This is a genomic window from Neobacillus sp. WH10 (assembly GCF_030123405.1).
Lineage (GTDB): Bacteria > Bacillota > Bacilli > Bacillales > Cytobacillaceae > Neobacillus.
Map to the genome: position 1 here is coordinate 575,519 of NZ_CP126110.1, position 21,586 is coordinate 597,104.

18 protein-coding genes are annotated in these 21,586 nt (G+C 40.5%); 15 read left to right on the plus strand and 3 right to left on the minus strand.

The window, feature by feature from the left end:
• Nucleotides 1-2 precede the first annotated feature (2 nt).
• The 7 genes from narI (at nt 3) to QNH20_RS02825 (ending at nt 5,749) form a co-directional block, all read left to right on the plus strand.
• Nucleotides 3-677: a respiratory nitrate reductase subunit gamma gene (gene narI, locus QNH20_RS02795; protein ID WP_283921411.1), complete on the plus strand. Its 675-nt coding sequence runs from the start codon at nt 3-5 to the stop codon at nt 675-677.
• A 528-nt stretch (nt 678-1,205) separates the two neighbouring features.
• Complete coding sequence (locus QNH20_RS02800; RefSeq protein WP_283921412.1) at nt 1,206-1,724, plus strand: sigma-70 family RNA polymerase sigma factor; 519 nt, start codon at nt 1,206-1,208, stop codon at nt 1,722-1,724.
• The gene (locus tag QNH20_RS02805) at nt 1,721-2,278 is read left to right on the plus strand and encodes an anti-sigma factor family protein (RefSeq protein ID WP_283921413.1); all 558 of its coding nucleotides are present in this window, start codon (nt 1,721-1,723) and stop codon (nt 2,276-2,278) included. Before QNH20_RS02800 ends, QNH20_RS02805 begins: the two co-directional genes overlap by 4 nt.
• Nucleotides 2,275-3,366: a hypothetical protein gene (locus tag QNH20_RS02810; RefSeq protein WP_283921414.1), complete on the plus strand. Its 1,092-nt coding sequence runs from the start codon at nt 2,275-2,277 to the stop codon at nt 3,364-3,366. The genes QNH20_RS02805 and QNH20_RS02810 overlap by 4 nt, the downstream gene beginning before the upstream one ends.
• Nucleotides 3,359-3,454 (plus strand): LPXTG cell wall anchor domain-containing protein, encoded by a 96-nt coding sequence (locus QNH20_RS02815; protein ID WP_283921415.1) that lies wholly within the window; start codon nt 3,359-3,361, stop codon nt 3,452-3,454. The genes QNH20_RS02810 and QNH20_RS02815 overlap by 8 nt, the downstream gene beginning before the upstream one ends.
• Nucleotides 3,451-4,371, plus strand: a complete 921-nt coding sequence (locus tag QNH20_RS02820; protein WP_283921416.1) for a hypothetical protein — start codon at nt 3,451-3,453, stop codon at nt 4,369-4,371. Before QNH20_RS02815 ends, QNH20_RS02820 begins: the two co-directional genes overlap by 4 nt.
• Nucleotides 4,372-4,807: 436 nt before the next feature.
• Nucleotides 4,808-5,749: a diacylglycerol kinase gene (locus QNH20_RS02825; protein ID WP_283921417.1), complete on the plus strand. Its 942-nt coding sequence runs from the start codon at nt 4,808-4,810 to the stop codon at nt 5,747-5,749.
• Between the two features lie 604 nt (nt 5,750-6,353).
• Here QNH20_RS02825 and QNH20_RS02830 read toward each other — a convergent pair.
• Complete coding sequence (locus QNH20_RS02830; protein WP_283921418.1) at nt 6,354-7,268, minus strand: response regulator; 915 nt, start codon at nt 7,266-7,268, stop codon at nt 6,354-6,356.
• Entirely contained in the window at nt 7,246-8,541 is a 1,296-nt protein-coding gene (locus QNH20_RS02835; protein ID WP_283921419.1) for a sensor histidine kinase, read from the minus strand. The genes QNH20_RS02830 and QNH20_RS02835 overlap by 23 nt, the downstream gene beginning before the upstream one ends.
• A gap of 385 nt (nt 8,542-8,926) precedes the next feature.
• Here QNH20_RS02835 and QNH20_RS02840 point away from each other — a divergent pair, with 385 nt between their 5' ends.
• The 8 genes from QNH20_RS02840 to rlmD all read left to right on the plus strand — a co-directional run bounded on the left by QNH20_RS02840 (nt 8,927) and on the right by rlmD (nt 19,937).
• Nucleotides 8,927-10,240 (plus strand): anaerobic C4-dicarboxylate transporter family protein, encoded by a 1,314-nt coding sequence (locus QNH20_RS02840; RefSeq protein ID WP_283921420.1) that lies wholly within the window; start codon nt 8,927-8,929, stop codon nt 10,238-10,240.
• Between the two features lie 102 nt (nt 10,241-10,342).
• Nucleotides 10,343-11,806 carry an aspartate ammonia-lyase gene (gene aspA, locus QNH20_RS02845; RefSeq protein WP_283921421.1) on the plus strand — a complete coding sequence of 488 codons (1,464 nt, stop codon included), beginning with the start codon at nt 10,343-10,345 and terminating at the stop codon, nt 11,804-11,806.
• A 75-nt stretch (nt 11,807-11,881) separates the two neighbouring features.
• The gene (locus tag QNH20_RS02850) at nt 11,882-12,496 is read left to right on the plus strand and encodes a succinate dehydrogenase cytochrome b558 subunit (RefSeq protein WP_283921422.1); all 615 of its coding nucleotides are present in this window, start codon (nt 11,882-11,884) and stop codon (nt 12,494-12,496) included.
• 24 nt (nt 12,497-12,520) lie between these two features.
• Entirely contained in the window at nt 12,521-14,284 is a 1,764-nt protein-coding gene (sdhA, locus tag QNH20_RS02855; protein ID WP_283921423.1) for a succinate dehydrogenase flavoprotein subunit, read from the plus strand.
• Nucleotides 14,285-14,286: 2 nt separating this feature from the next.
• Entirely contained in the window at nt 14,287-15,036 is a 750-nt protein-coding gene (gene sdhB / locus QNH20_RS02860; protein ID WP_283921424.1) for a succinate dehydrogenase iron-sulfur subunit, read from the plus strand.
• A gap of 692 nt (nt 15,037-15,728) precedes the next feature.
• Nucleotides 15,729-16,274, plus strand: coding sequence for a cysteine hydrolase family protein (locus tag QNH20_RS02865; RefSeq protein WP_283921425.1), 546 nt, complete (start codon nt 15,729-15,731; stop codon nt 16,272-16,274).
• A gap of 64 nt (nt 16,275-16,338) precedes the next feature.
• Nucleotides 16,339-17,802, plus strand: coding sequence for a nicotinate phosphoribosyltransferase (locus QNH20_RS02870; RefSeq protein WP_283921426.1), 1,464 nt, complete (start codon nt 16,339-16,341; stop codon nt 17,800-17,802).
• A gap of 758 nt (nt 17,803-18,560) precedes the next feature.
• On the plus strand, nt 18,561-19,937 hold the full coding sequence (gene rlmD / locus QNH20_RS02875) for a 23S rRNA (uracil(1939)-C(5))-methyltransferase RlmD (protein ID WP_283921427.1): 1,377 nt from the start codon (nt 18,561-18,563) through the stop codon (nt 19,935-19,937).
• A gap of 155 nt (nt 19,938-20,092) precedes the next feature.
• Here rlmD and QNH20_RS02880 read toward each other — a convergent pair whose 3' ends face one another.
• A complete protein-coding gene (locus QNH20_RS02880; RefSeq protein ID WP_283921428.1) occupies nt 20,093-21,511 on the minus strand; it encodes a sigma-54 interaction domain-containing protein in 1,419 nt (472 codons plus the stop codon).
• Nucleotides 21,512-21,586 lie beyond the last annotated feature (75 nt).

Here is a 21,586-nt window from a genome sequence, read left to right on the forward strand (position 1 = left end):
AGGTGCTTCAATTTCTATGGGTGATATTTCCTTACTTAATGATTACGATTTTTATTGTCGGGCATATTTACCGTTACAATGTGGACCAATTGTCATGGACGGCTAAATCAAGTGAATTTTTGGAAAAAAAGACGTTAAAATGGGGAAGCCTGTTTTTTCATATTGGGATCCTGCTTGTTTCTGTCGGGCATATAGTCGGTCTCTTGGTTCCGAAATCTCTTCTGGAAAGCTTTGGAGTGAGTGAATCTATGTATCACTCTGGTGCTGTGTATGTGGGAGGGTTCGCCGGGATTATTACTCTGATTGGGATACTCATTCTGATGAATCGCCGGCTAACGAATAAACGTGTGCGGATTACAAGTGATACTAGTGACATTATCACATTGATCCTCATCTTTCTGATTATCATAATTGGAATCTATAATACTGTTATCGGAACCCGGCTCCATCCCGATTTTGATTATCGCGAAACCATTAGTCCATGGTTCAGAGGACTGCTCACTTTTGTGCCGGATCCTTCCTTAATGAGAGGGGTGCCTCTTGGTTTTCAGTTGCATATTTTGATCTCGTTCGCCTTGATCGGAATCTGGCCATTTACTCGGCTTGTCCATGTGTGGAGTGTCCCTCTAACCTATTTCAAGCGGCGCTATATCATTTATCGAAAAAGGGCAGGCTAAGGATTCCAGATTGCCGCAGTTGAACTTTGAAGCTGACTTAAAAGATCGTTGAAAGACGACTCTTCTGAGTCAGTTTTTTCTCGATTTTTGGTGTTACTTGGAAATTAGTGACCCCTAAAAGCTAGTAATCTCCCCTATTCTTTATGTATGTTTTTGCCTCCTGCAAATGTAGGAGGTTTTTTGTTGTGACATTAGTTGTCCTTATTGTTTAGCCATGCTCGGTGACGGAATGAAAGCTAAGGAAGTAGAATGTAATATAAAGACCATGAACATTGTGGGAATTTTAGAATTGGCGATCTAATTCTTTATCACAAAAGAAATGGGTCGGTCTATTCAGGAGAGTCTTAAAAAAGAGCTATTGAAATAAATATATTTTTTTACGATAAAACCAACCATGGTATGATGAAGAAAATCTAAAAAGTTTTTTAGAAAAGTGTAGGGGTTTATTAAACAGCATTCGTCTATTAGAGTGTTGGACAAAAGAGAAAGGGGGAGAGAACGATTAGCGACACAGCCTTAATAGAAAAAGTGCTGGAAGGCAATGATCATGCCTTTCGTCTTTTGGTTGAGAAGTACCGCAATGATGTGTTCCGGACTGTCTTTGCTGTTCTTCGCGATCAAAAGGAAGCGGAAGACGCTGCACAGGAAGTGTTTATGAAAATTTACACCTCTCTCCCTAAATATGAATTCCAAGGTTTTAAAACGTGGATGACGCGTATTGCCGTTAACCATGCGATAGATGTTAAACGAAAACAGGCAAGACGAAGAGAGGAAGTTGCGGAGGCCCTCGAGCAGCAGGCATTAGCGACACCGAGGGATAGCGTGGAAAAGGAAATTATTGAGCACGACCGACGCACACTTGTTAGGAAAAAGCTGAATGAAGTACCTGAGAATTACCGTGAAGTGATCTACGGCTTTTACATAGCGGAAAAAAGCTACCAGCAAATGGCCGAGGAACAAAATGTCCAAGTCAAAACGATTGAGACGAAACTGTACCGGGCTCGAAGCTGGATGAAAAAGAATTGGAAGGAGGATGATTTTTCATGAAGCATTACACTTACGATGAATGGCAGCAATACGTTAAAAACGAAATTAATGAAAACACCCGAGAGGAACTAGAAAGTCATTTATATACGTGCGACCAATGCCTTGAGGCCTACTTACAAGCAGTCTCAGCAAACGAATCCTCCCTCCCGGTTCTTTCAAGCGAAAGCAACTTTACAGATCAAGTAATGGCAATGGTAATGCCTTCAACGGTGCCTCACACCGTTACAGATATTAGCACTGTGCCAGCAGTTCCATCGGTGCCTGACACTGAAGATGTTGACACCGAAGATGATACAAAAGATAACACCCAGAAGTTTAGTGAGATTAAGAAAAAGCGTTTTTATCAGCAGGCGGTGTTCCATTATATTTTAGCGGCTGCTGCGACGATTTTATTAATGTTTACAGGTGCGTTTCAATCGCTTGTCAGCTATGCAAACTCGTTAGAGAGTCCGCTGAACATTCAGGAAAAAAAGCCTTCAGTGACGGAAGGGGTTATTAATAAAACATTTGCATGGATGGATTCACTAGAAAAAAAGGAGGCAGATAAGAAATGAAAAATTCCACGAAGGCTTTAACACTATCGTTATTTCCCGGCCTCGGTCACATTTATTTTGGAAACATGTTTCGCGGGGTGATGTATTTATTAACGGTCATTGGGTTGGCGTTTGTAACGGTTATGGCTTTATTTACCCAAAATGAGGAAATAGCAGTCCTGGCCTTTATGGCTGGTATTTCGATCTATTTAATTAGCTTCATTGATATGGGTGTACAGATTTCAAAACAAAAGAAGGTACTAACGGAAACAAATCCCGACTACCAGCATTCCAAGGCAGCCCAGGACTCAGAACGTTTTTATACGATCGCATTATCGTTTATTCCGGGCCTTGGCCATTTTCAACTTGGATTAATGAATAGAGGCTTAACGCTGCTGGCCACATTTTTTGGCCTAGGTGTCATGGTTATTTTTATCACGGCACTATCCAACCGTGGAGAATTTCTTGTCTTTTTGGCGGCACTCCCCATCATCTGGGTGTATGGATTTTTTGACGCTGTGCAGCAGGTAAATAAAAAGCAGCGTGGTGAGGAGCTAGTTGACCGAACGATTTATGAGGATTTTGAAATACGCAGAGAAGACGGTAAGAAAAGTAAGGCAATCGCGACGTTTCTTGCGATTTTTCCAGGTGCTGGTCACTTGTATATAGGCTTACAGCGGCGAGGCATTCAGCTTATGGCGGCGTTCCTGTTTTCGATTTATATCTTAGATATTTTACGACTTGGCATCTTCTTGTTTTTAATCCCGATTATCTGGTTTTACAGCTTTTTTGACGCGATGCAAAAGGTTTCGAGGTATGGTGAAGAAGAGATTGAAGATGTTCCTATTATCTCCTATTTCCTTAATCATCAAAAATGGGTAGGAATCGGGCTTGTCCTCATGGGTCTTTATTATTTGGTAATGAACGTCTTAATCCCGGCACTTTCACCAATGTTAAGAAGGATTATTGATATAGATATCTCATATTGGATGCAAGTCTACTTCCAGCCATACCTTCAGACCGGACTTGTTTGTGTGCTGTTAATCGGCGGTGGGATTAAGCTTTTATCCGGAAGTAAACAAAAAAGGGAGGCGGAGAATCATGAATAAGTGGGGAAAAGTGATAGCAGGACTGGCTATAATCGGAGCCGGGATTGGCTTCCTTTTTAGAAAAAGAAAGGGAGGAGAAGGAGCATGAGAACATGGCGTGTTGGGACGTTTTCGATGGGGGCCTCGCTCTTGTTTCTTGGCCTCTTCCTTTTCTTTTCAAAGTTTTTGGACTTAAATCTTGTTCAAATTATGACAGCGTGGTGGCCGCTTTTATTAATAGTCTTGGGAATTGAAATTCTTCTTTATTTGTTTCTCTCACGTCAGGAAAAACCAATGTTAAAATATGATTTTTTGAGTATTATCTTTGTTGGAGTGATCGGCATGGTTGGAATTGGCTTTGCTGTCTTAAACACAACAGGTTTAATTAACAAAGTAGAAGAGGTAATGGCACGGGAGGAGCGCTCGTTTGACCTGCCTGCTTATTCCTACCAAATGGATGACAGTATTAAACGAGTGGTGGTCAGAACAGTTGGCTATGACATGACAATTGAAGCGACAGAGGAGAAGGAAGTCTCAATGTTTGGCACATATCGGGTGCAAACGGGGAAAAAAGAGAAGCTGTTGAAAAGTGCGGATGATATTATTGCAGCAAACAAAAAGGGAGATACGCTTTATTTAAATGTAAAGATGCTGCCAAACGAGGTTGGGCCGTTTGATTCGCAGGGAATTATAGCAGGAACCATACTTGTGCCGAAGGATGTAAAGCTTGAGGTAATCGGAAATAATAATTCTTTAACCTTAAAACCGCGTACGCTTGCGAACGACTGGAATATTGAGAGTGCCTCATCTATTGTGGTTGATGTTACGGAAAACAGTAATTTGAAGGTAGCCGCTGTTGGTGTGGAGAATGTAAGCGGGAAAGATGGCGAGTGGCAGGTGTCAGGGAAAGAGAATGCTGAGGGTGCAGATTATGATGGAAGAAAAAATGCTGTTTATCAATCAGGTGAAGGTAAATACCGTATTAATATCGCAAACGCTTATGATGTCAGCTTAAACACGAATTAATAAATTTTTCTTCTCTTATTTTTTGCAAAAAAATAAAAAGTGGTTATGATAGTAGAGGGACGTTCAGGGAGATACTAATTCTTATCCCCCATTTACTGGCGGAATAAATCTCCACTTCAAGACTTTGTAGTACTAATAAGGATAGGTGGAGTTCAACTGCCCGTAAAAGCTCGATTAGTGAGATACTCTGAAACTTGCCGATTCGCTTTTCATAGGCATAGTTAAACCAATCGGGTTTGTACTTTCCCTTTATCGAGGCGGCGGCCTTGATATTATTAACAGTAGAGCGTGACTAATAATCAGCAGGAGATGGAGAGAATTCCCACTGATTGGAGGTTCACCTTATGGCTTGTCAATATGTTTGTAAGTAATGATGATAATTGGTAGAATATAGAATTGACAAAGCCATGTTATTTAAAAAAATAGGATGATGATGATGAAAAGAGCAAGACTGATTTACAATCCTACATCAGGACGAGAAGTTCTGAAACGGAATCTCCCGGAAATCCTTGAAAAATTAGAGGTTGCCGGATATGAAGCATCTTGTCATGCTACGACGGGTGCGGGTGATGCCACGAAGGCAGCACGATTAGCCGTCGAGCGCCAGTATGATATTGTCATTGCGGCTGGCGGCGATGGAACGATTCATGAGGTCGTAAATGGCATAGCTGAGCAGGAGTACCGTCCAAAATTAGGAATTATTCCAGCCGGCACAACGAATGATTTTGCCCGAGCTCTTCATATTCCCAGAGATGTTGGGGCTGCTGTGGATATTATCACGAAGGGAGAATTAATCCCTGTAGATATTGGCCGTATTAATGATCGATATTTTATTAATATTGCAGGCGGCGGCAGAATGACCGAGCTTACATACGAAGTGCCCAGTAAGTTAAAAACGATGCTCGGACAGCTTGCCTACTATTTAAAAGGGATTGAAATGCTTCCTTCGATTAAAGCCTCGGATCTTAAGATTGAATATGACGGAAAGCTTTTTGAAGGAGAAGCGATGATGTTTTTGGTCGGGCTGACCAATTCGATTGGCGGATTTGAAAAGCTTGCACCTGATGCATCCATTAACGATGGATTGTTTTCCCTTTTAATTTTGAAAAAAGTAAATCTTGCCGAGTTTACCCGGATTGCAACGTTAGCGATTCGCGGTGAGCATGTGAATGACTCGAATGTCATTTACACACAGGCAAATCGAATTAAAGTTTATTCCGATGAAAAAGTGCAGCTAAATTTAGACGGAGAATTCGGCGGCTTGCTGCCTGCGGAGTTTGAAAATCTATACCGACATTTAGAAGTGTTTGTCCCCTTTGATAACATTCGCCCAAATGACCGGCCGACAGATTGGGAGTCGGGAAAAAGATATAGCTAAGAAAAAGCCCGTTCACTTTAGGTGAAGGGTTCAATTTTCGGGTGTATAAGTATAAAATAGCGTGTGAATTGACTCACGCTATTTTTCTTTTTTTACAAAGGGATATTCCAATTTTTTAGGTTTATTGGGATTTGAAATGACACACTTTACTTACAGTGACAATACTTGTTGTACAGTAAGAATATGTTGTCAATTATATGCCACGCATTCGGACAACCCCAGGTAATTTCCTGTTTGACCTGTCCGAATGAGCCACGCATTCGGACAACCAAAGGCAAAATTCTGCATGACCTGTCCGAATAAGCCACAAATTCGGGCTACCAGCGGGCAAATCCACATAATGATCAGCTACGGATTATCGGCTGTTTTTTCTTATTGCAATATCGTGTGCTTCAATTGAAATAAGGAATTTGATTGTAATTAGTCCATATAACTACTAAAAATGGCGTGCTAAAACTGTAATCAGTTTTACACGCCATTTTCTATGTCATTTAGCTGTTTTGCACTTAAAAACGGAACTCTTCATTCTCTAGGAGCGGGCTTTTTTCTATAGATTAAATAGTAAACTGTCAATCTCTAGCGCTTTTCTACGTTGACAGGCCGGTTAACTTTTTGCTTCTAAATAAAGAGCTTGAATAAATTTTTTAATATTAATCCGACAATGACCGTATTCGTCTTGGATTTTGCCTTCAAGTTCGAACATTTTCATTCGGACTTGAGTATAGTCAAAGAAACTGGATGAATAATGTTCAAACTTTGGATTGCTGTAATCGGTAAGCCCAAGTGAAGCAATACCCTGAAGTGCTTGATGGATGGCACGGCGGATACGCTGCTCAACCGCTTTTATTTCTTTTTTAAGCTCCTGTTGCGGAGAGGAGTGTCCAAGACGTTTATCAACTACTTTTTCATATAAATCCTTTAGAGACGGTGTTTCACGTACCCCGCCTTTTTCTAATTGTGATAATATCGCTAAAATATCAAGCAGATCCTTACAACCACTCTCTCCAATAATACCAAGCTCATACAGGATGTTCTTTCCAGATTGAATAATTGGATTTTGAGTCGAGTGTTTAAGTCTTTCAGGACTTTTCTTTTGCGAATGGTTTGTTAAAAAGCTTAATGATTTTTGAATGTCTGTTAGCGATTTTTCTAGTTGCAGTTGATTGGATACCTTCTTTAAGATGTTGACGACTTCACAACGGTTAATTGGCTTTGTAATATAGTGATCAACCCCTAACGAATAGGCTTCACCAATCATATCCTTTGTTTCAACCTGGGAAATCATAATAATTTTTCCACGGAAGAAAGGAGCAATTTCCCTAATCGTTTCAATTCCATCACGGTTTGGCATTAGTAAGTCGATTATCAGGATGTCTATTCCTTGTTCAGCAAGAATATCTGCATAAACCTCAGAACCATCCACTGCCTCTCCTGCTACGGTCCCCAATTCTTCTTCTTCAATAATATTAGAAAGCATTACCCGAATCGTGGGGGAATCATCGACAATTAGAAATTTCAAAACTATCATCCTCTCTCTCTGTTAAACTTGCGACCGGAAGAAGTATTTCAAAACTGGTTCTGTTTATCTCATTTGTATCTAAAAGATTGAGCTCTCCTCCGATATTTTCAATCACATTTTTTATGTATGATAAGCCAATCCCATTTGAGGCTATCCCCATTTGGTCGAATTTAGTGGTAAAGCCTGGTTCAAAAATGAATGGTTTATTTTTCTCAGAAATTCCCGGGCCGTTATCACTTACAATGATGTGGATCATTTCATTGACTCGGCCAACTGTCAGCTCCACATTTCCTTTTTCGTTTATTGCTTCGACAGCATTAGAAACTAGATTGTTAATAAGTGAAAAAAGAATAACCGTCCGGTAAAAGGGATGGGCTCCCAAAATAGTTACTTTGTAGTCAATGGATTTTTCGAGCATTTCCCCGTAACGTTTATTAGCTGTAATAATTACTTCAATTATTTCTTTCATGTCCATATAGTCACTTAAGTTTTCTTTAACCATTAATTTTGATAATCCCGCATAGATCCGTTGATTATCTTTTTTAATTTCATGCATTTGGCCGGCTATTTTCAGTGCAGTTTGAGCTGAATTATGGTGTAATCCCTTTAAATCTCGATAAAGCCCATAACATGCACTTGTTAGTTCCTCCGCATTCTTAGTTGATTTCTTCAATTGAAACATTTCTACATATAAATTTGAAATTAATAATAAAATTTGCTCGTTTCGCTTTCGCTGCTGTTCTTCTGCTAATCTTGTTTCTCTTACGATAAGAATATTATAAAAGCCGAGGACGAAGAAGCTGCGGATAATCGCAATTCCGCCAATAATCACGAAGGTATGGACAGTTATTGGCATATGCGAAGTAAAGTAACGGCAGGTTATTTCGGCTATACTGGCAATGATCTCGATTATGGCACCGAACAAGCCAATGAAAAATGGTTCATCATGCCAACTATTCACTTTGAAAAGATGAAAAAGTATGGCGAAAATCAAGTAATAAAAAAAGACAGGAAAATATAAATAAAAGGCGTCAAGAAACTGAAAGGAGTCGATTTGGAATCCATACAAGAAAATACGGAAGAGAACCACTGCAATTCCTGCCAATAGTCCAGAGAGAATGGGATGAATTTTGCGAGAGAATAATAAAAAAAAGAAAAAAACTGGTGTTCCCAAACTAACCCTAATATCCCCCTCAGTCGGATAAAACTTCAACTCACCAGCTATTGGAACCACGATAAATAACATTAAATAGGCTACTAATTTTTCGCGCACAGAATCACTTCCAGTAGAGATACCTTTAATTTCTTTTCTCTATTTTATCGTAAACGTTTTTCAGCCAATTGTAATTAGAAAAAATGACAAATTTATTAAGTTTGTAGTTAATTTTGTTAGTTATTGTAGGTTCTTGTAGGTCAAACGTTATGCTCAATGTGAACAAAGGAAGCTTTACAAAGTAGTTCTGAGGTTCCAAAGTTCCATAGTTTTAGCAATTATTTTTAAATTGGAATGCGCACGTGGAAGTGCGGCCTTATAAGGTGAAATTATTTGTGAATGATTTCACAAATATACTACTTGAAAGCAGGTGATATGGTCAAGAATTACGGAAGCTAAAGGGGTCGTTTTATAAAAAAAACATTACCGTATGGAGGTAAACGACATGTTTTGGGTTCAATTTTTAATCGTCCTTGGCTGTATTTTTATCGGAGCACGAGTAGGCGGAATCGGCCTTGGCGTCATGGGTGGCGTCGGACTGTCCATTCTCGTTTTCGTCTTTGGCCTACAGCCAACAACAGCACCAATCGATGTAATGCTGATGATTTTAGCTGTAATATCAGCAGCTGGAGCCTTACAGGCCGCAGGCGGAATGGATTACCTTGTTTTTATAGCTGAAAAAGCCTTGCGGAAAAATCCGAAATGGATCACATTCATTGCACCGCTAGTTACCTATGTTTTTACTTTTTGTGCCGGAACCGGCCACGTAGCTTATTCCGTTTTACCAGTCATTGCAGAGGTATCCCGTGAATCAGGTATCAGACCTGAAAGACCAATGTCTATAGCGGTTATTGCTTCACAGCAGGCTATTACAGCAAGTCCGATTTCAGCGGCCACTGTTGCCTTGCTTGCATTATTAACAGATTTCAATATTAACTTACTCGATATATTAATGATTTGTATCCCGTCTACGCTTATTGGATGTATGATTGCTGCATTTGTTTCTAGCAAAATGGGTAAAGAGCTAAATAATGACCCAGAATACCTCAAGCGTTTAGAAGCAGGATTAGCACCGATTAAAAAGGATAAAAAGGAATTTAAAGCGACAACAGGTGCGAAGCTTTCGGTATATTTTTTCCTATTAGCAGCAGTGCTTGTGGTCGTATTGGGTTCATTTGAATCGTTACGTCCTGGATGGACAATCGACGGGACATTCACAAGAATGTCAATGCCAGCTGCTATTGAAATTGTAATGTTGACGATAGCTGCTTTAATCATTATCTTCTGTAAACCAAAAGTGGATGAAATCGTATCCGGCAGCGTCTTTAGAGCTGGTGCTACAGCTGTAGTCGCGATTTTTGGTATCGCATGGATGGGAGACACATTCTTCCAAGGTAACCTAGAGTTAATTTCAGGATCAATTTCTGATTTAGTAACAGCAGCACCTTGGTTATTCGCGATTGCTTTATTTGCCCTTTCGATCTTGCTCTATAGCCAGGCCGCAACTGTTCGTACTTTAATGCCGCTTGGAATCACACTTGGAATTAACCCAGCCTTATTAATAGCAATGTTCCCGGCTGTTAACGGATACTTCTTTATTCCAAACTATCCAACTGTTGTCGCTGCGATTAACTTTGACCGCACAGGAACAACAAGAATCGGGAAATATATTTTGAATCACAGCTTTATGGTACCAGGGTTAATTTCTACTGTTGTTGCCGTTGGGATTGGTATCTTACTAAGCATGGTCGTTTTATAAAGGGAAGCTTTAATAATAAAAAGCGGTTTGGAAGCAGTCTCCTGACTGCTTCCGATACCGCCAATCTATAAATGTTTTAAAAAAAAATTGGAGATGACAATTATGAGTAATTCAGAGAATTTCCGTATTGAAAAAGATTTCCTTGGGGAAAAACAAGTTCCGGCAGAAGCCTATTATGGTGTTCAAACAATAAGAGCAGTTGAGAATTTTCCAATTACAGGATATCGAATTGACCAAGCGCTTATAAAAGCAATGGCGATGGTGAAAAAAGCAGCTGCTTATGCAAATGCGGAAATTGGCCAATTGGATACAAAAATCTCGAAGGCTATCATGGCTGCAGCGGATGAAGTAATCGAAGGAAACCTTCATGATCAATTTATCGTTGACCCGATTCAAGGTGGAGCTGGAACGTCCATCAATATGAATACAAATGAAGTTCTGGCCAACCGGGCTCTAGAAATTCTAGGTGAACAAAAAGGAAATTACAAGGTCATCAGTCCGAATTCCCATGTTAACATGGCTCAATCCACTAACGACTCCTTTCCAACTGCGATCCATTTGTCAACACTTATGACATTAGAAACATTAGTCAAAGCGATGGAAGAGCTTCATTTAGAATTCATGAAAAAGGCTAATGAATTTGATGGAATCCTCAAAATGGGCCGTACCCACTTACAGGATGCTGTACCTATTCTTCTTAGCCAAGAATTCGAAGCCTATGCAAGAGTACTAAGAAGAGACATTAAACGAATTAAAGCGACTCGTGAGAATTTATATGAAGTGAACATGGGCGCAACAGCTGTTGGAACAGGATTAAATGCAGAGCCTGAATATATTGAAAAAACCGTTAAATTTTTGGCGGATATCACAGGAATGCCAATCAAAGGCTCAGAGGATCTAGTAGATGGAACACAAAATACAGATGCTTATATTGAAGCTTCAGCAGCCCTTAAAGTTTGTATGTTGAACATGTCTAAAATTGCTAACGATTTACGGATGATGACATCCGGTCCACGCTGTGGATTAGGTGAAATCAACCTTCCTGCCCGTCAGCCAGGGTCATCTATCATGCCAGGAAAAGTAAATCCAGTAATGGCTGAGGTCTTGAACCAAAGTGCCTTCCAGGTGGTAGGAAATGATTTAACAATCAGTATGGCTTCTGAGGCAGGACAATTCGAGCTTAACGTAATGGAACCGGTCATCGTTTTCAACCTTTTACAATCAATTAAGATCATGACCAATGTATTTACCGTTTTCCGTGAACACTGCATAAGCGGTATTACCCCTAATAAAGAAAGAATGGAAGCTTACGTGAATAATAGTGTTGGTATTATCACCGCTATTAACCCGCATGTTGGCTATGAAACAGCTGCATCGATTGCAAGGGAAGCTATTGTGTCAAACAGACCTGTTAGGGAAATCGTCCTTGAAAGAGGCGTGTTAACAGCAAGTGAGCTTGATATCATTTTACATCCATTTGAAATGACCAATCCAGGAATCGCTGGAAAAGAATTACTTGAGAAGAAACACCGTGAACAAAAGGAAAAAGAATTAACTTTAGTATAGTTAAAAAATATAAGCGCCTAGCTTCAGGGCTTGGCGCTTATGCATTATTTAAGCAACATTGGGAGGTTTTACAAAATGGAGAGTGGAAAAAATCAGCATTTTTACCGTAAGCTGCATTCATTGTCGGGAATTATTCCTGTCGGCGTATTTATGACTGTTCATTTATGCGTCAACTATTCCGCGACATATGGTATGGATTCTTATGACAAAGCAGCAGACTTTATGGTGAATCTGCCGTTTAAATATTTTCTAGAATTATTTATTATCTTCATCCCGCTATTATTTCATGGGATTTACGGAGTCTTCATTGCACGTCAGGCTAAAAACAATGTCACCCGGTACGGTTTTTTCCGAAATTGGAAGTTTTTCTTACAACGAATCACTGGCCTAATTGCCTTTGTGTTTATTATCTGGCATGTCTGGGAAACGAAGATACAGGTAGAATTTAACGGAATCGAAGCCAACTATCATTTAATGAAGGATATCGTTGATAACGGAATTTCACTAGCTCTTTATATCACTGGGATTGTTTCTTGCGTTTATCACTTTGTAAACGGTATTTGGACTTTCTTAATCACTTGGGGAATCACCGTTTCACCAAAATCACAAAAAGTTACACAATACATTGCATTCGGATTATTTATCGCATTATCCTTTATCGGGATCCGCGCAATCCTAGCATTTGCTTAAAAGCTAGATAGGGAGGACAGACAAATGAGCAAAGGAAACATTGTCATTGTAGGCGGAGGTTTAGCCGGATTAATGGCCGCTATAAAAATTGCAGAAGCAGGGACGAAGGTCGATTTATTCTCGGTTGTTCCTGTTAAGCGATCTCACTCAGTTTGTGCCCAGGGCGGCATCAATGGAGCAGTTAATACAAAAGGGGAGAACGACTCTCCATGGGAGCACTTTGATGATTCGGTGTATGGAGGCGACTTCTTGGCCAACCAGCCGCAGGTAAAAGCAATGTGTGAAGCTGCTCCGAAAATTATCCATATGTTTGACCGGATGGGGGTTATGTTTAACCGGACACCTGAAGGTCTACTGGATTTCAGACGCTTTGGCGGAACGCAGCATCACAGAACTGCATTTGCTGGGGCTACGACAGGGCAGCAGCTCCTCTATGCACTAGACGAACAAGTGCGCAGCTTCGAGGTTAAGGGCTTGGTAACAAAGTATGAGGGCTGGGAGTTTGTCTCTGCGATCATCGATGAAGAAGGTACCTGCCGCGGAATTACCGCACAGAATTTACGATCAATGGAAATGAAGTCGTTTCCTGCAGATGCCGTTATCATGGCAACTGGCGGACTTGGAATGATTTTTGGAAAGTCAACCAATTCAACGATTAATACGGGCTATGCAGCGGCAAGACTATATCAGCAAGGTGCTTTATATGCGAACGGAGAATTTATTCAAATTCATCCAACGGCTATTCCGGGAGATGATAAGAACCGCCTCATGAGTGAGTCAGCACGTGGTGAAGGCGGCAGGGTCTGGACGTATAAAGACGGAAAGCCGTGGTATTTCTTGGAAGAAAAATATCCGGCATATGGAAATCTTGTGCCGCGTGATATTGCAACCCGTGAGATTTTCGATGTGTGTATCAATCAAAAGCTTGGGATCAATGGGGAAAATAAGGTTTATTTGGATCTTTCTCATATTGATGCAAAAGAGTTGGATATTAAGCTTGGCGGAATTATGGAAATCTATGAAAAATTCATGGGTGATGATCCGCGTAAGGTGCCAATGAAAATATTCCCTGGTGTCCACTATTCAATGGGCGGTCTATGGGTCGATTTTGATCAAAAAACCAGTATCCCGGGCTTGTTCGCTGCCGGTGAATGTGATTATTCGCAGCACGGTGCAAACCGTCTTGGTGCAAACTCGTTGTTATCAGCGGTATACGGCGGAATGGCAGCCGGTCCAAAAGCGCTTGAATACATTCAAGGACTTAATAAGACGACCGAACAGGTTTCAAGTTCTGTTTTTGAAGCACAGGTACGCGAAGATAGCAAAAAATATGAATCTATCTTAGCGATGGACGGAAAAGAAAACGCCTATGTACTTCATAAGGAACTTGGCGAACTCATGACGGCAAACGTAACCGTTGTTCGGGAAAATAAGAAATTAAAAATGACCTATGAAAAACTTCAGGAATTCTCTGAACGCTTTAAAAATATCAATATTGAAGATACGGCAAAATGGAGCAACTCCAGCGCCTCGTTTGTCCGTCAATTAGAAGGCATGATTAATCTTGCACATGTCATTACCCTTGGAGCCTACAATCGGAACGAAAGCCGCGGGGCCCATTATAAACCGGAATTCCCGGATCGTAATGATGAGGAATGGCTAAAAACGACAATTGCGGAATACAATCCAGCAACGAATCTGCCAGAATTGTCTTATCAGGAAGTAGACATTTCATTGATTAAACCACGGAAACGAGATTATACAAAAGCGAAGAAAGGAGCCAAATGATAATGGGAACCGAAAAGACCATTCATTTAATTATCACTAGACAAAAGGATGCAAAATCTGCCCCATATACAGAAGAGTTCATGGTTCCTTATCGTTCAAATATGAACATCATCTCGGCTTTAATGGAAATTCAAAAGAATCCAGTGAACGCCAAAGGGGAAAAAACAACTCCGGTCATTTGGGAATCTGTTTGCTTAGAGGAAGTTTGCGGTGCCTGCTCGATGGTCATTAATGGGAAGCCGCGCCAAGCGTGTTCTTCGTTAATTGATCAGCTTGATCAGCCAATTCGTATTGCGCCGCTGGCGACATTCCCCGTCATGCGCGATTTATTGATTGACCGTTCATGGATGTTTAATGCCTTGAAAAAGGTAAAAGCGTGGATTCCGATTGACGGCTCACATGATTTAGGTCCAGGACCAAGAATGCCAGAAAAAACAAGACAATGGGCTTATGAATTATCGAAATGTATGACATGTGGCTGCTGCTTAGAGGCTTGTCCGAACGTCAATGACAAGTCCAATTTCATCGGTCCGGCACCATTGTCACAGGTACGCTTGTTCAATGCCCATCCTACTGGTGCAATGCATAAGGAAGAACGTCTTTTGGCCATTATGGGCGAAGGGGGACTTACCTCCTGCGGTAACTCACAAAACTGTGTTGAGGTCTGTCCGAAGGGTATTCCACTTACCACCTCAATTGCCGATTTAAATCGTCAAACAACGATTCAGTCGCTAAAGAACTTCTTCGGATAAGATGCCAGCCACCATCTGAACGATGGATTGAAAACGAATTACAGTTAAACTATTGGTAATATAATTGGATACCTTTCTCTTTCCCCTTATTACAGAGAAGGTATCCAAGAAAAGGCTATTGGATCCTGTTCTTTCTCTCTTTTAATAGAAAGGGATCCGATGATAGTTATTGGATCCCAACCCCTCTCATTTTTCATAGAAAAGGTATCCAATAGCCTGTATAATATCCAGTTTTTTCTCTTTTTTAATATAAAGGGTATCCAATGATGATTATTGGAGCCCGAACTCTCTTATTTTTAATGGAATGGGTATCCAATAGTCTGTATTGGATACCCATTCTCTTTTTATTTTACAGAAAAGGGATCCAATGATGGTTATAGGAGCCCGAGCCTACTCATTTATCCTAGAAAAGGTATTCAATAGACTGTATCGGAGCCCGAACCTTCTTTATTTTCATAGAAAGGGTATCCAATAGTCTGTATTGGAGCCTATATCCCCTCTTGTTTCAAAGAAAAGGTATCTAATAAGCTCGAACTCTCTCTCTTTTCAATTAATAAAACTTTGTTCAGTTTCCTTCCAAACAGAAAACGCCCTTACGTACCTTCATCGGTCAATTTTGCTTTTAGGTGGTTCATTAAATGTGTATAATGAATTAAAGACATCAGTCAAGACATCGGGAGGGGCGATGGGAAATGAAGGCATTAATTAATATCGATTATACGCATGATTTTGTGGCGGATGCGGGGGCATTAACCTGTGGCAAGCCAGGGCAGGCGATTGAGGGGAAAATCGTTGAACTGACGAAAGCGTTTATTGACAATGGCGATTATGTTGTTTTTGCTATTGATGTTCATGACCAAGGGGATGAATACCATCCAGAAACGAAGCTGTTTCCGCCGCACAATCTCCGCGGGACATCGGGCCGGAATTTATTTGGCGCACTGCAGGATATTTATAATGAGAATAAACAGCATGAAAATGTGGCTTATATGGATAAAACGAGATACTCAGCGTTTGCAGGAACAGACCTTGAAATCAAATTGCGTGAGCGTGGAATTACTGAGGTCCATCTAGTTGGTGTTTGTACCGATATTTGTGTTCTTCACACAGCAGTAGATGCCTATAATAAAGGCTTTAAGATTGTTGTTTATAAGGAAGCAGTCGCCTCGTTTAATCCAGCAGGGCATGGATGGGCACTCGGACATTTTGAACAATCACTCGGAGCTGCGGTTAAATAGTGTTTTTAATGGTATTATCGGTTATAATGGTGAAAAGCTGTAATAGTAAGCCGGAGGGTCGATTATGAAACACATTTATCATGATGATAGTTTTACTCTTCATACGGATCTATACCAGATAAATATGGCAGAGACGTATTGGAGAGATGGGATACATAATAAACGTGCGGTTTTCGAGCTATTTTTCCGCAAGCTTCCTTTTGGAAATGGCTATGCTGTTTTCGCTGGCCTAGAAAAGATCATTCAGTATATCCAAGGCTTCCGCTTTAGTGAGGATGATCTCGAGTATTTGAAAAATGAAATAGGCTACAAAGACGATTTTCTCGAATATCTAAAAAATATGCGTTTCACTGGTACCATTCGCTCGATGCAAGAGGGCGAGCTCGTTTTTGGCAATGAGCCCATTTTACAGGTGGATGCACCACTTGGGGAAGCCCAATTAATTGAAACGGCTTTGCTTAATATTGTGAATTACCAAACATTAATTGCCACGAAAGCTTCAAGAATCAAGCAAGTTGTCGGCAGTGAAATGGCGATGGAATTTGGGACAAGACGGGCTCAGGAAATGGACGCAGCGATTTGGGGAACGAGGGCGGCTTATCTTGCCGGATTTGACGCTACAAGCAATGTACGCGCAGGTAAATTATTTGGTATTCCTGTTGCTGGAACCCATGCCCATTCAATGGTTCAAGCCTATAAAGATGAATATACTGCTTTTCATAAATATGCAGAATCACATAAAGACTGTGTCTTTTTAGTAGATACGTATGATACCCTTCATCTCGGTGTGCCAAATGCCATAAAAGTAGCGAAAGAGCTGGGGGACAAGATTAATTTTATCGGGATTCGCCTAGACAGCGGTGACCTTGCATACCTATCTAAAAAAGCACGAAAACTGCTTGATGAAGCAGGACTTACGGATGCGAAAATTTATGCGTCAAGCGATTTAGATGAGCACACAATTATCAACTTAAAAGCGCAGGGTGCTAAAATCGATAGCTGGGGGATTGGCACGAAGCTGATTACCGCCTACGATCAAGCGGCACTTGGTGCTGTATATAAAATTGTTTCGATTGAAGATGAGAACGGCAAAATGGAGGATACGATTAAGATCTCCTCAAATCCAGATAAAGTAACAACTCCGGGAATGAAAAAGGTTTACCGGATTATCAATAATACGAACCACCATGCCGAAGGAGATTATATCGCGATGGAGGATGAAAAGCTGCCGGAAAAACGGCTTCGCATGTTCCATCCAACCCATACGTATATTAATAAGGTGGTTACGAACTTTACGGCAAAAGAGCTCCATCAAGATATTTTTGTGAACGGTGATCTTGTTTATGAAATCCCTTGCCTGGAGGAATCCCGTGAGTATCTGAAGCAAAATCTTGATGCATTATGGGACGAGTACAAGCGGATATTGAATCCAGAGGACTATCCACTCGACTTAAGTCAAAAGTGCTGGGATAACAAGATGAAAAACATTGAAGAAGTGAAAGAGCAAGTTGCGGCGATGAAGGAATAAGATGTAATGGGGCGTCCTAAGATATTGGGCGTCTTTTTTTCGATAAAAACAAAGGCAGGCCTAAGGGGGGATTAGCAAGTTCCCTCTTGAGTCTGCCTCTCTTTTATTTTTGTTTAAAGTAATCGATAAAGGCATGGAAAATCTCAATGCCTTGGTAGGTAAGCATTCCTACCGCTGATATCGAAAAGAACCCAATCATCAAAAAGCGGATCCACATATTTACTTCCTCCCTTATTTTTGATGTTTACCCTTATGATTCGGGAGTGAGGATTAAGTAGTTTGATTGATGAAATATGGGGATCAGAAAAATATGCTTTCTGTTAAACCTAAAAATCCAAAAAATGAGTGGAATTACGACTGTTAAAAGAATCAAGGAAAGCTGGAAGAGTATGTGCAGGTCGAATAGTTGTTTTTTCTCATCGTCCGTTTGCGACTTCGCCTTTGAATCATCTATGTTGATGATTGCTTTGATCGCAGAATGTGAGTGTGAATTGGTGGTTGAAAAGTGTAAGAAATTAAAAGCAAGGAAGGCAAGGAGTAAGGGAATGGAAAAGGCCTTTATTTTTTTTATCGGTATCCACTCCTTCCAATGAGATTGTTTTAATCATATCCACTTTTATTATATTTGGAAACAAAAATATTCTGACAATTTTCTTCGCTTTTGTTGAAAAAAGGCTATTATCTTGCGCCAGGTTTCGCAATTAGCCTTTCTTTGTGATACAATCTTAGCTAGTCAAATCGTGTAAAGGAAGAAACGGATGAGCAGACCATTACCAGTAAACAAAAATGATTATATAGATGTAGTTTTCGAAGATTTAACCCATGACGGGGCAGCAGTAGCGAAAGTGGAAGGTTATCCGCTGTTTGTACCAAACGGGCTCCCGGGTGAAAGAGCCAAAGTTAAGGTGATTAAGACGGGCAAAGGCTACGGGATTGCACGCTTGATTGAGCTTTATGAAAAAAGCCCTTACCGAGTGGATATTGCAAGCAGCGAAAAGAACAAGTACGGCGGCTGCCAGCTCGAGCATATTAGCTATGAGGGTCAGCTGCAATACAAGGAAAATCAAGTTCGCCAAGTGCTTACTCGGATCGGCAAACTAGAAGATGTGGTCGTTCACCCGATTTTAGGGATGGATAACCCATGGCACTATCGTAACAAGGCTCAGGTACCTGTCGGTGAAAAGGAAGGCAAATTGATAGCCGGATTTTTTAAACCACGGAGTCATGAAATTGTCGATACGAATGAAAGCTTGATTCAGCTGCCGGAAATTAATGAAGCAGTTCAAGCTGTAAAGGAAATTTGCAGCAAGCTTGGCATCCCTGCCTATCACGAAGAATCCCATAAAGGTGTGCTCCGCCATATCATGGCACGGTACGGTCAGCAAACAGGCGAGCTAATGGTTGTGATCATTACAAGAACAGCAGAGCTTCCTCAGAAAAATAAGCTGGTTGAGGAAATTGTTGCCCGGCTACCAAAGGTGAAGTCGATTGTTCATAATGTGAATTCGAAGCGGACCAACGTCATTATGGGGGGGAAAACGACCATCCTTTGGGGAAATGAAGTCATCTATGATTACATTGGCGATGTAAAATTCGCTATATCAGCGCTGTCGTTTTATCAAGTGAACCCTGTACAGACAAAGGTTTTGTATGATAAGGCGCTGGAATATGCGGACTTAAGCGGTGAAGAAAACGTGATTGATGCCTATTGCGGCATCGGAACGATCTCATTATTTTTAGCGCAAAAAGCTCGTAAAGTTTTTGGAGTCGAAGTGGTTCCAGAGGCGATAGAAGATGCACGGCGAAATGCAGAATTGAATGGCATATCAAATGCTGAATTTGCAGCCGGGGAAGCAGAGGTTGTGATTCCGAAGTGGTATAATGAGGGCAATGATGTAGATGTACTTGTCGTTGATCCACCACGCAAAGGCTGCGACGAGGCTTTGCTGCAAACGATTATTGACATGAAACCGAAGAAGGTTGTTTATGTTTCGTGTAATCCAGCTACACTGGCACGGGATTTACGGATTCTAGAAGACGGCGGGTATAAAACAGTGGAAGTGCAGCCGGTGGATATGTTCCCGATGACGACACATGTTGAAGCGGTCGCAAAGATTGAATTGGAAAATTTTTAATTAGTTAAAAAAGAGAATAAAATTAAGACCCAGCTTTGATTGTATCTCAAAGCTGGGTCTTAATTTTTCAGAGGTCTATTAATGGATAATAACAATATAATATTCGATTTAGACAGTCACCATTAAAAACAGTTGAAAAATTCCCATTTCTAAAATTATAGTTTTTCGTTGCGGATATTGTATTTTTTTAACCGACGGATCAGAGAAGTTTGGGTAATTCCAAGAACATTTGCAGCTTTACGTGTAGTCTTATTTTCCTTAATTGCCTGTTCAATAATTTTTTTTTCCATTCTTTCGATAATCTCGCTTAATTTGTTGCCTTTTTTCAGAGATTCAAAAGTTTCATTTTCCATGGTTACTGAAAGAAAGCGCTCTGGTAAATCATCAATCGTGATTTCTTCCTTTTTAGCCATAATGACGAGCTGCTCAACAGTATTTTCCAACTCGCGTATATTTCCCGGCCACTGATAACGTTGTAAAATATCTATCGTTTGCCTCGAGAAGGTCCGTGTCTGGCTGAATAACTGGTTAAATTTTTGCAAATAGAAATGGAGAAACGGAAAAATATCTTCTTTCCGCTCGCGCAGCGGCGGAATGTTTATTGGTAAAACATGAAGGCGATAATATAGGTCGGCTCGGAATTTTCCCTCTTTTACCATTTCCTCGATCTTGCGGTTTGTTGCTGCAATAATGCGAATATCAGCCTTTACTAACTGTGAACCGCCAATAGGCATATAGGTCTTGTCCTGTATTAATTGGAGGAGCTTAGGTTGCAGATGTAGCGGAAGTTCACTAATTTCATCTAAAAAAAGCGTTCCTTTTTCAGCCAGTTTGACCAGCCCTGGCTTCCCTTTTGAATTAGCACCTGTAAAGGCTCCCTTGTGATAGCCGAAGAGTTCAGATTCGAGAAGTGTATCGGGAATTGCTGCACAATTTAAGTGGACAAAGGGTTGACTGTTTCGTTCGCTTAAATCGTGAATCCGCTTTGAAACTACGTTTTTTCCAACTCCTGTTTCTCCGTTAATGAGGACAGTTGAATCTACACTTGCCACTCTTTCCATGATTTCAGCAAGCAAATTATGTACTTTGCTATGTCCGATGAAGGATTGTTCCTTCTTGCTTAGATTATACCGGGTATTCATTTTTTTTATTTCTAGTAAATACCGCTTTAATACAGGGGCTAATTCTTCTAATTCTAGTTGGGAAATATTCTCTATCCAATTGCTTATATCATGACCATGTGCTACAAAATAAATGGGGTTCTCCTGCTCATCCAAAATAATTTCCCCTGTTACTGTCATCTTATTTCCACCGGTAATTTCTTGCACAGTGGTTACAGTACTTCCATTTTGTAAAGCCATTTCGATTACGGAAGGAGTGAATGCACCCTCATTTTTCAGAACGAAAATATTCCTACCAATCAAATCTTCCTTTCTTTTGTTAAGAATCTTACAACCAGCTTGGTTTACCCACATAATCCTTCCATTTTTGTCAACAATATTCATCCCGCTTTCAAGACTGTCGAGAATTTTTAAGAGATATTTGGTTTCAATTTGGACAGGAAAATCGTACATGGCTTGAATCCTCCTATGAACGCAGCTAATTTTGAACCACAAGTGGTTCAAAAAAGAGAGAATTTAGTGAAATGA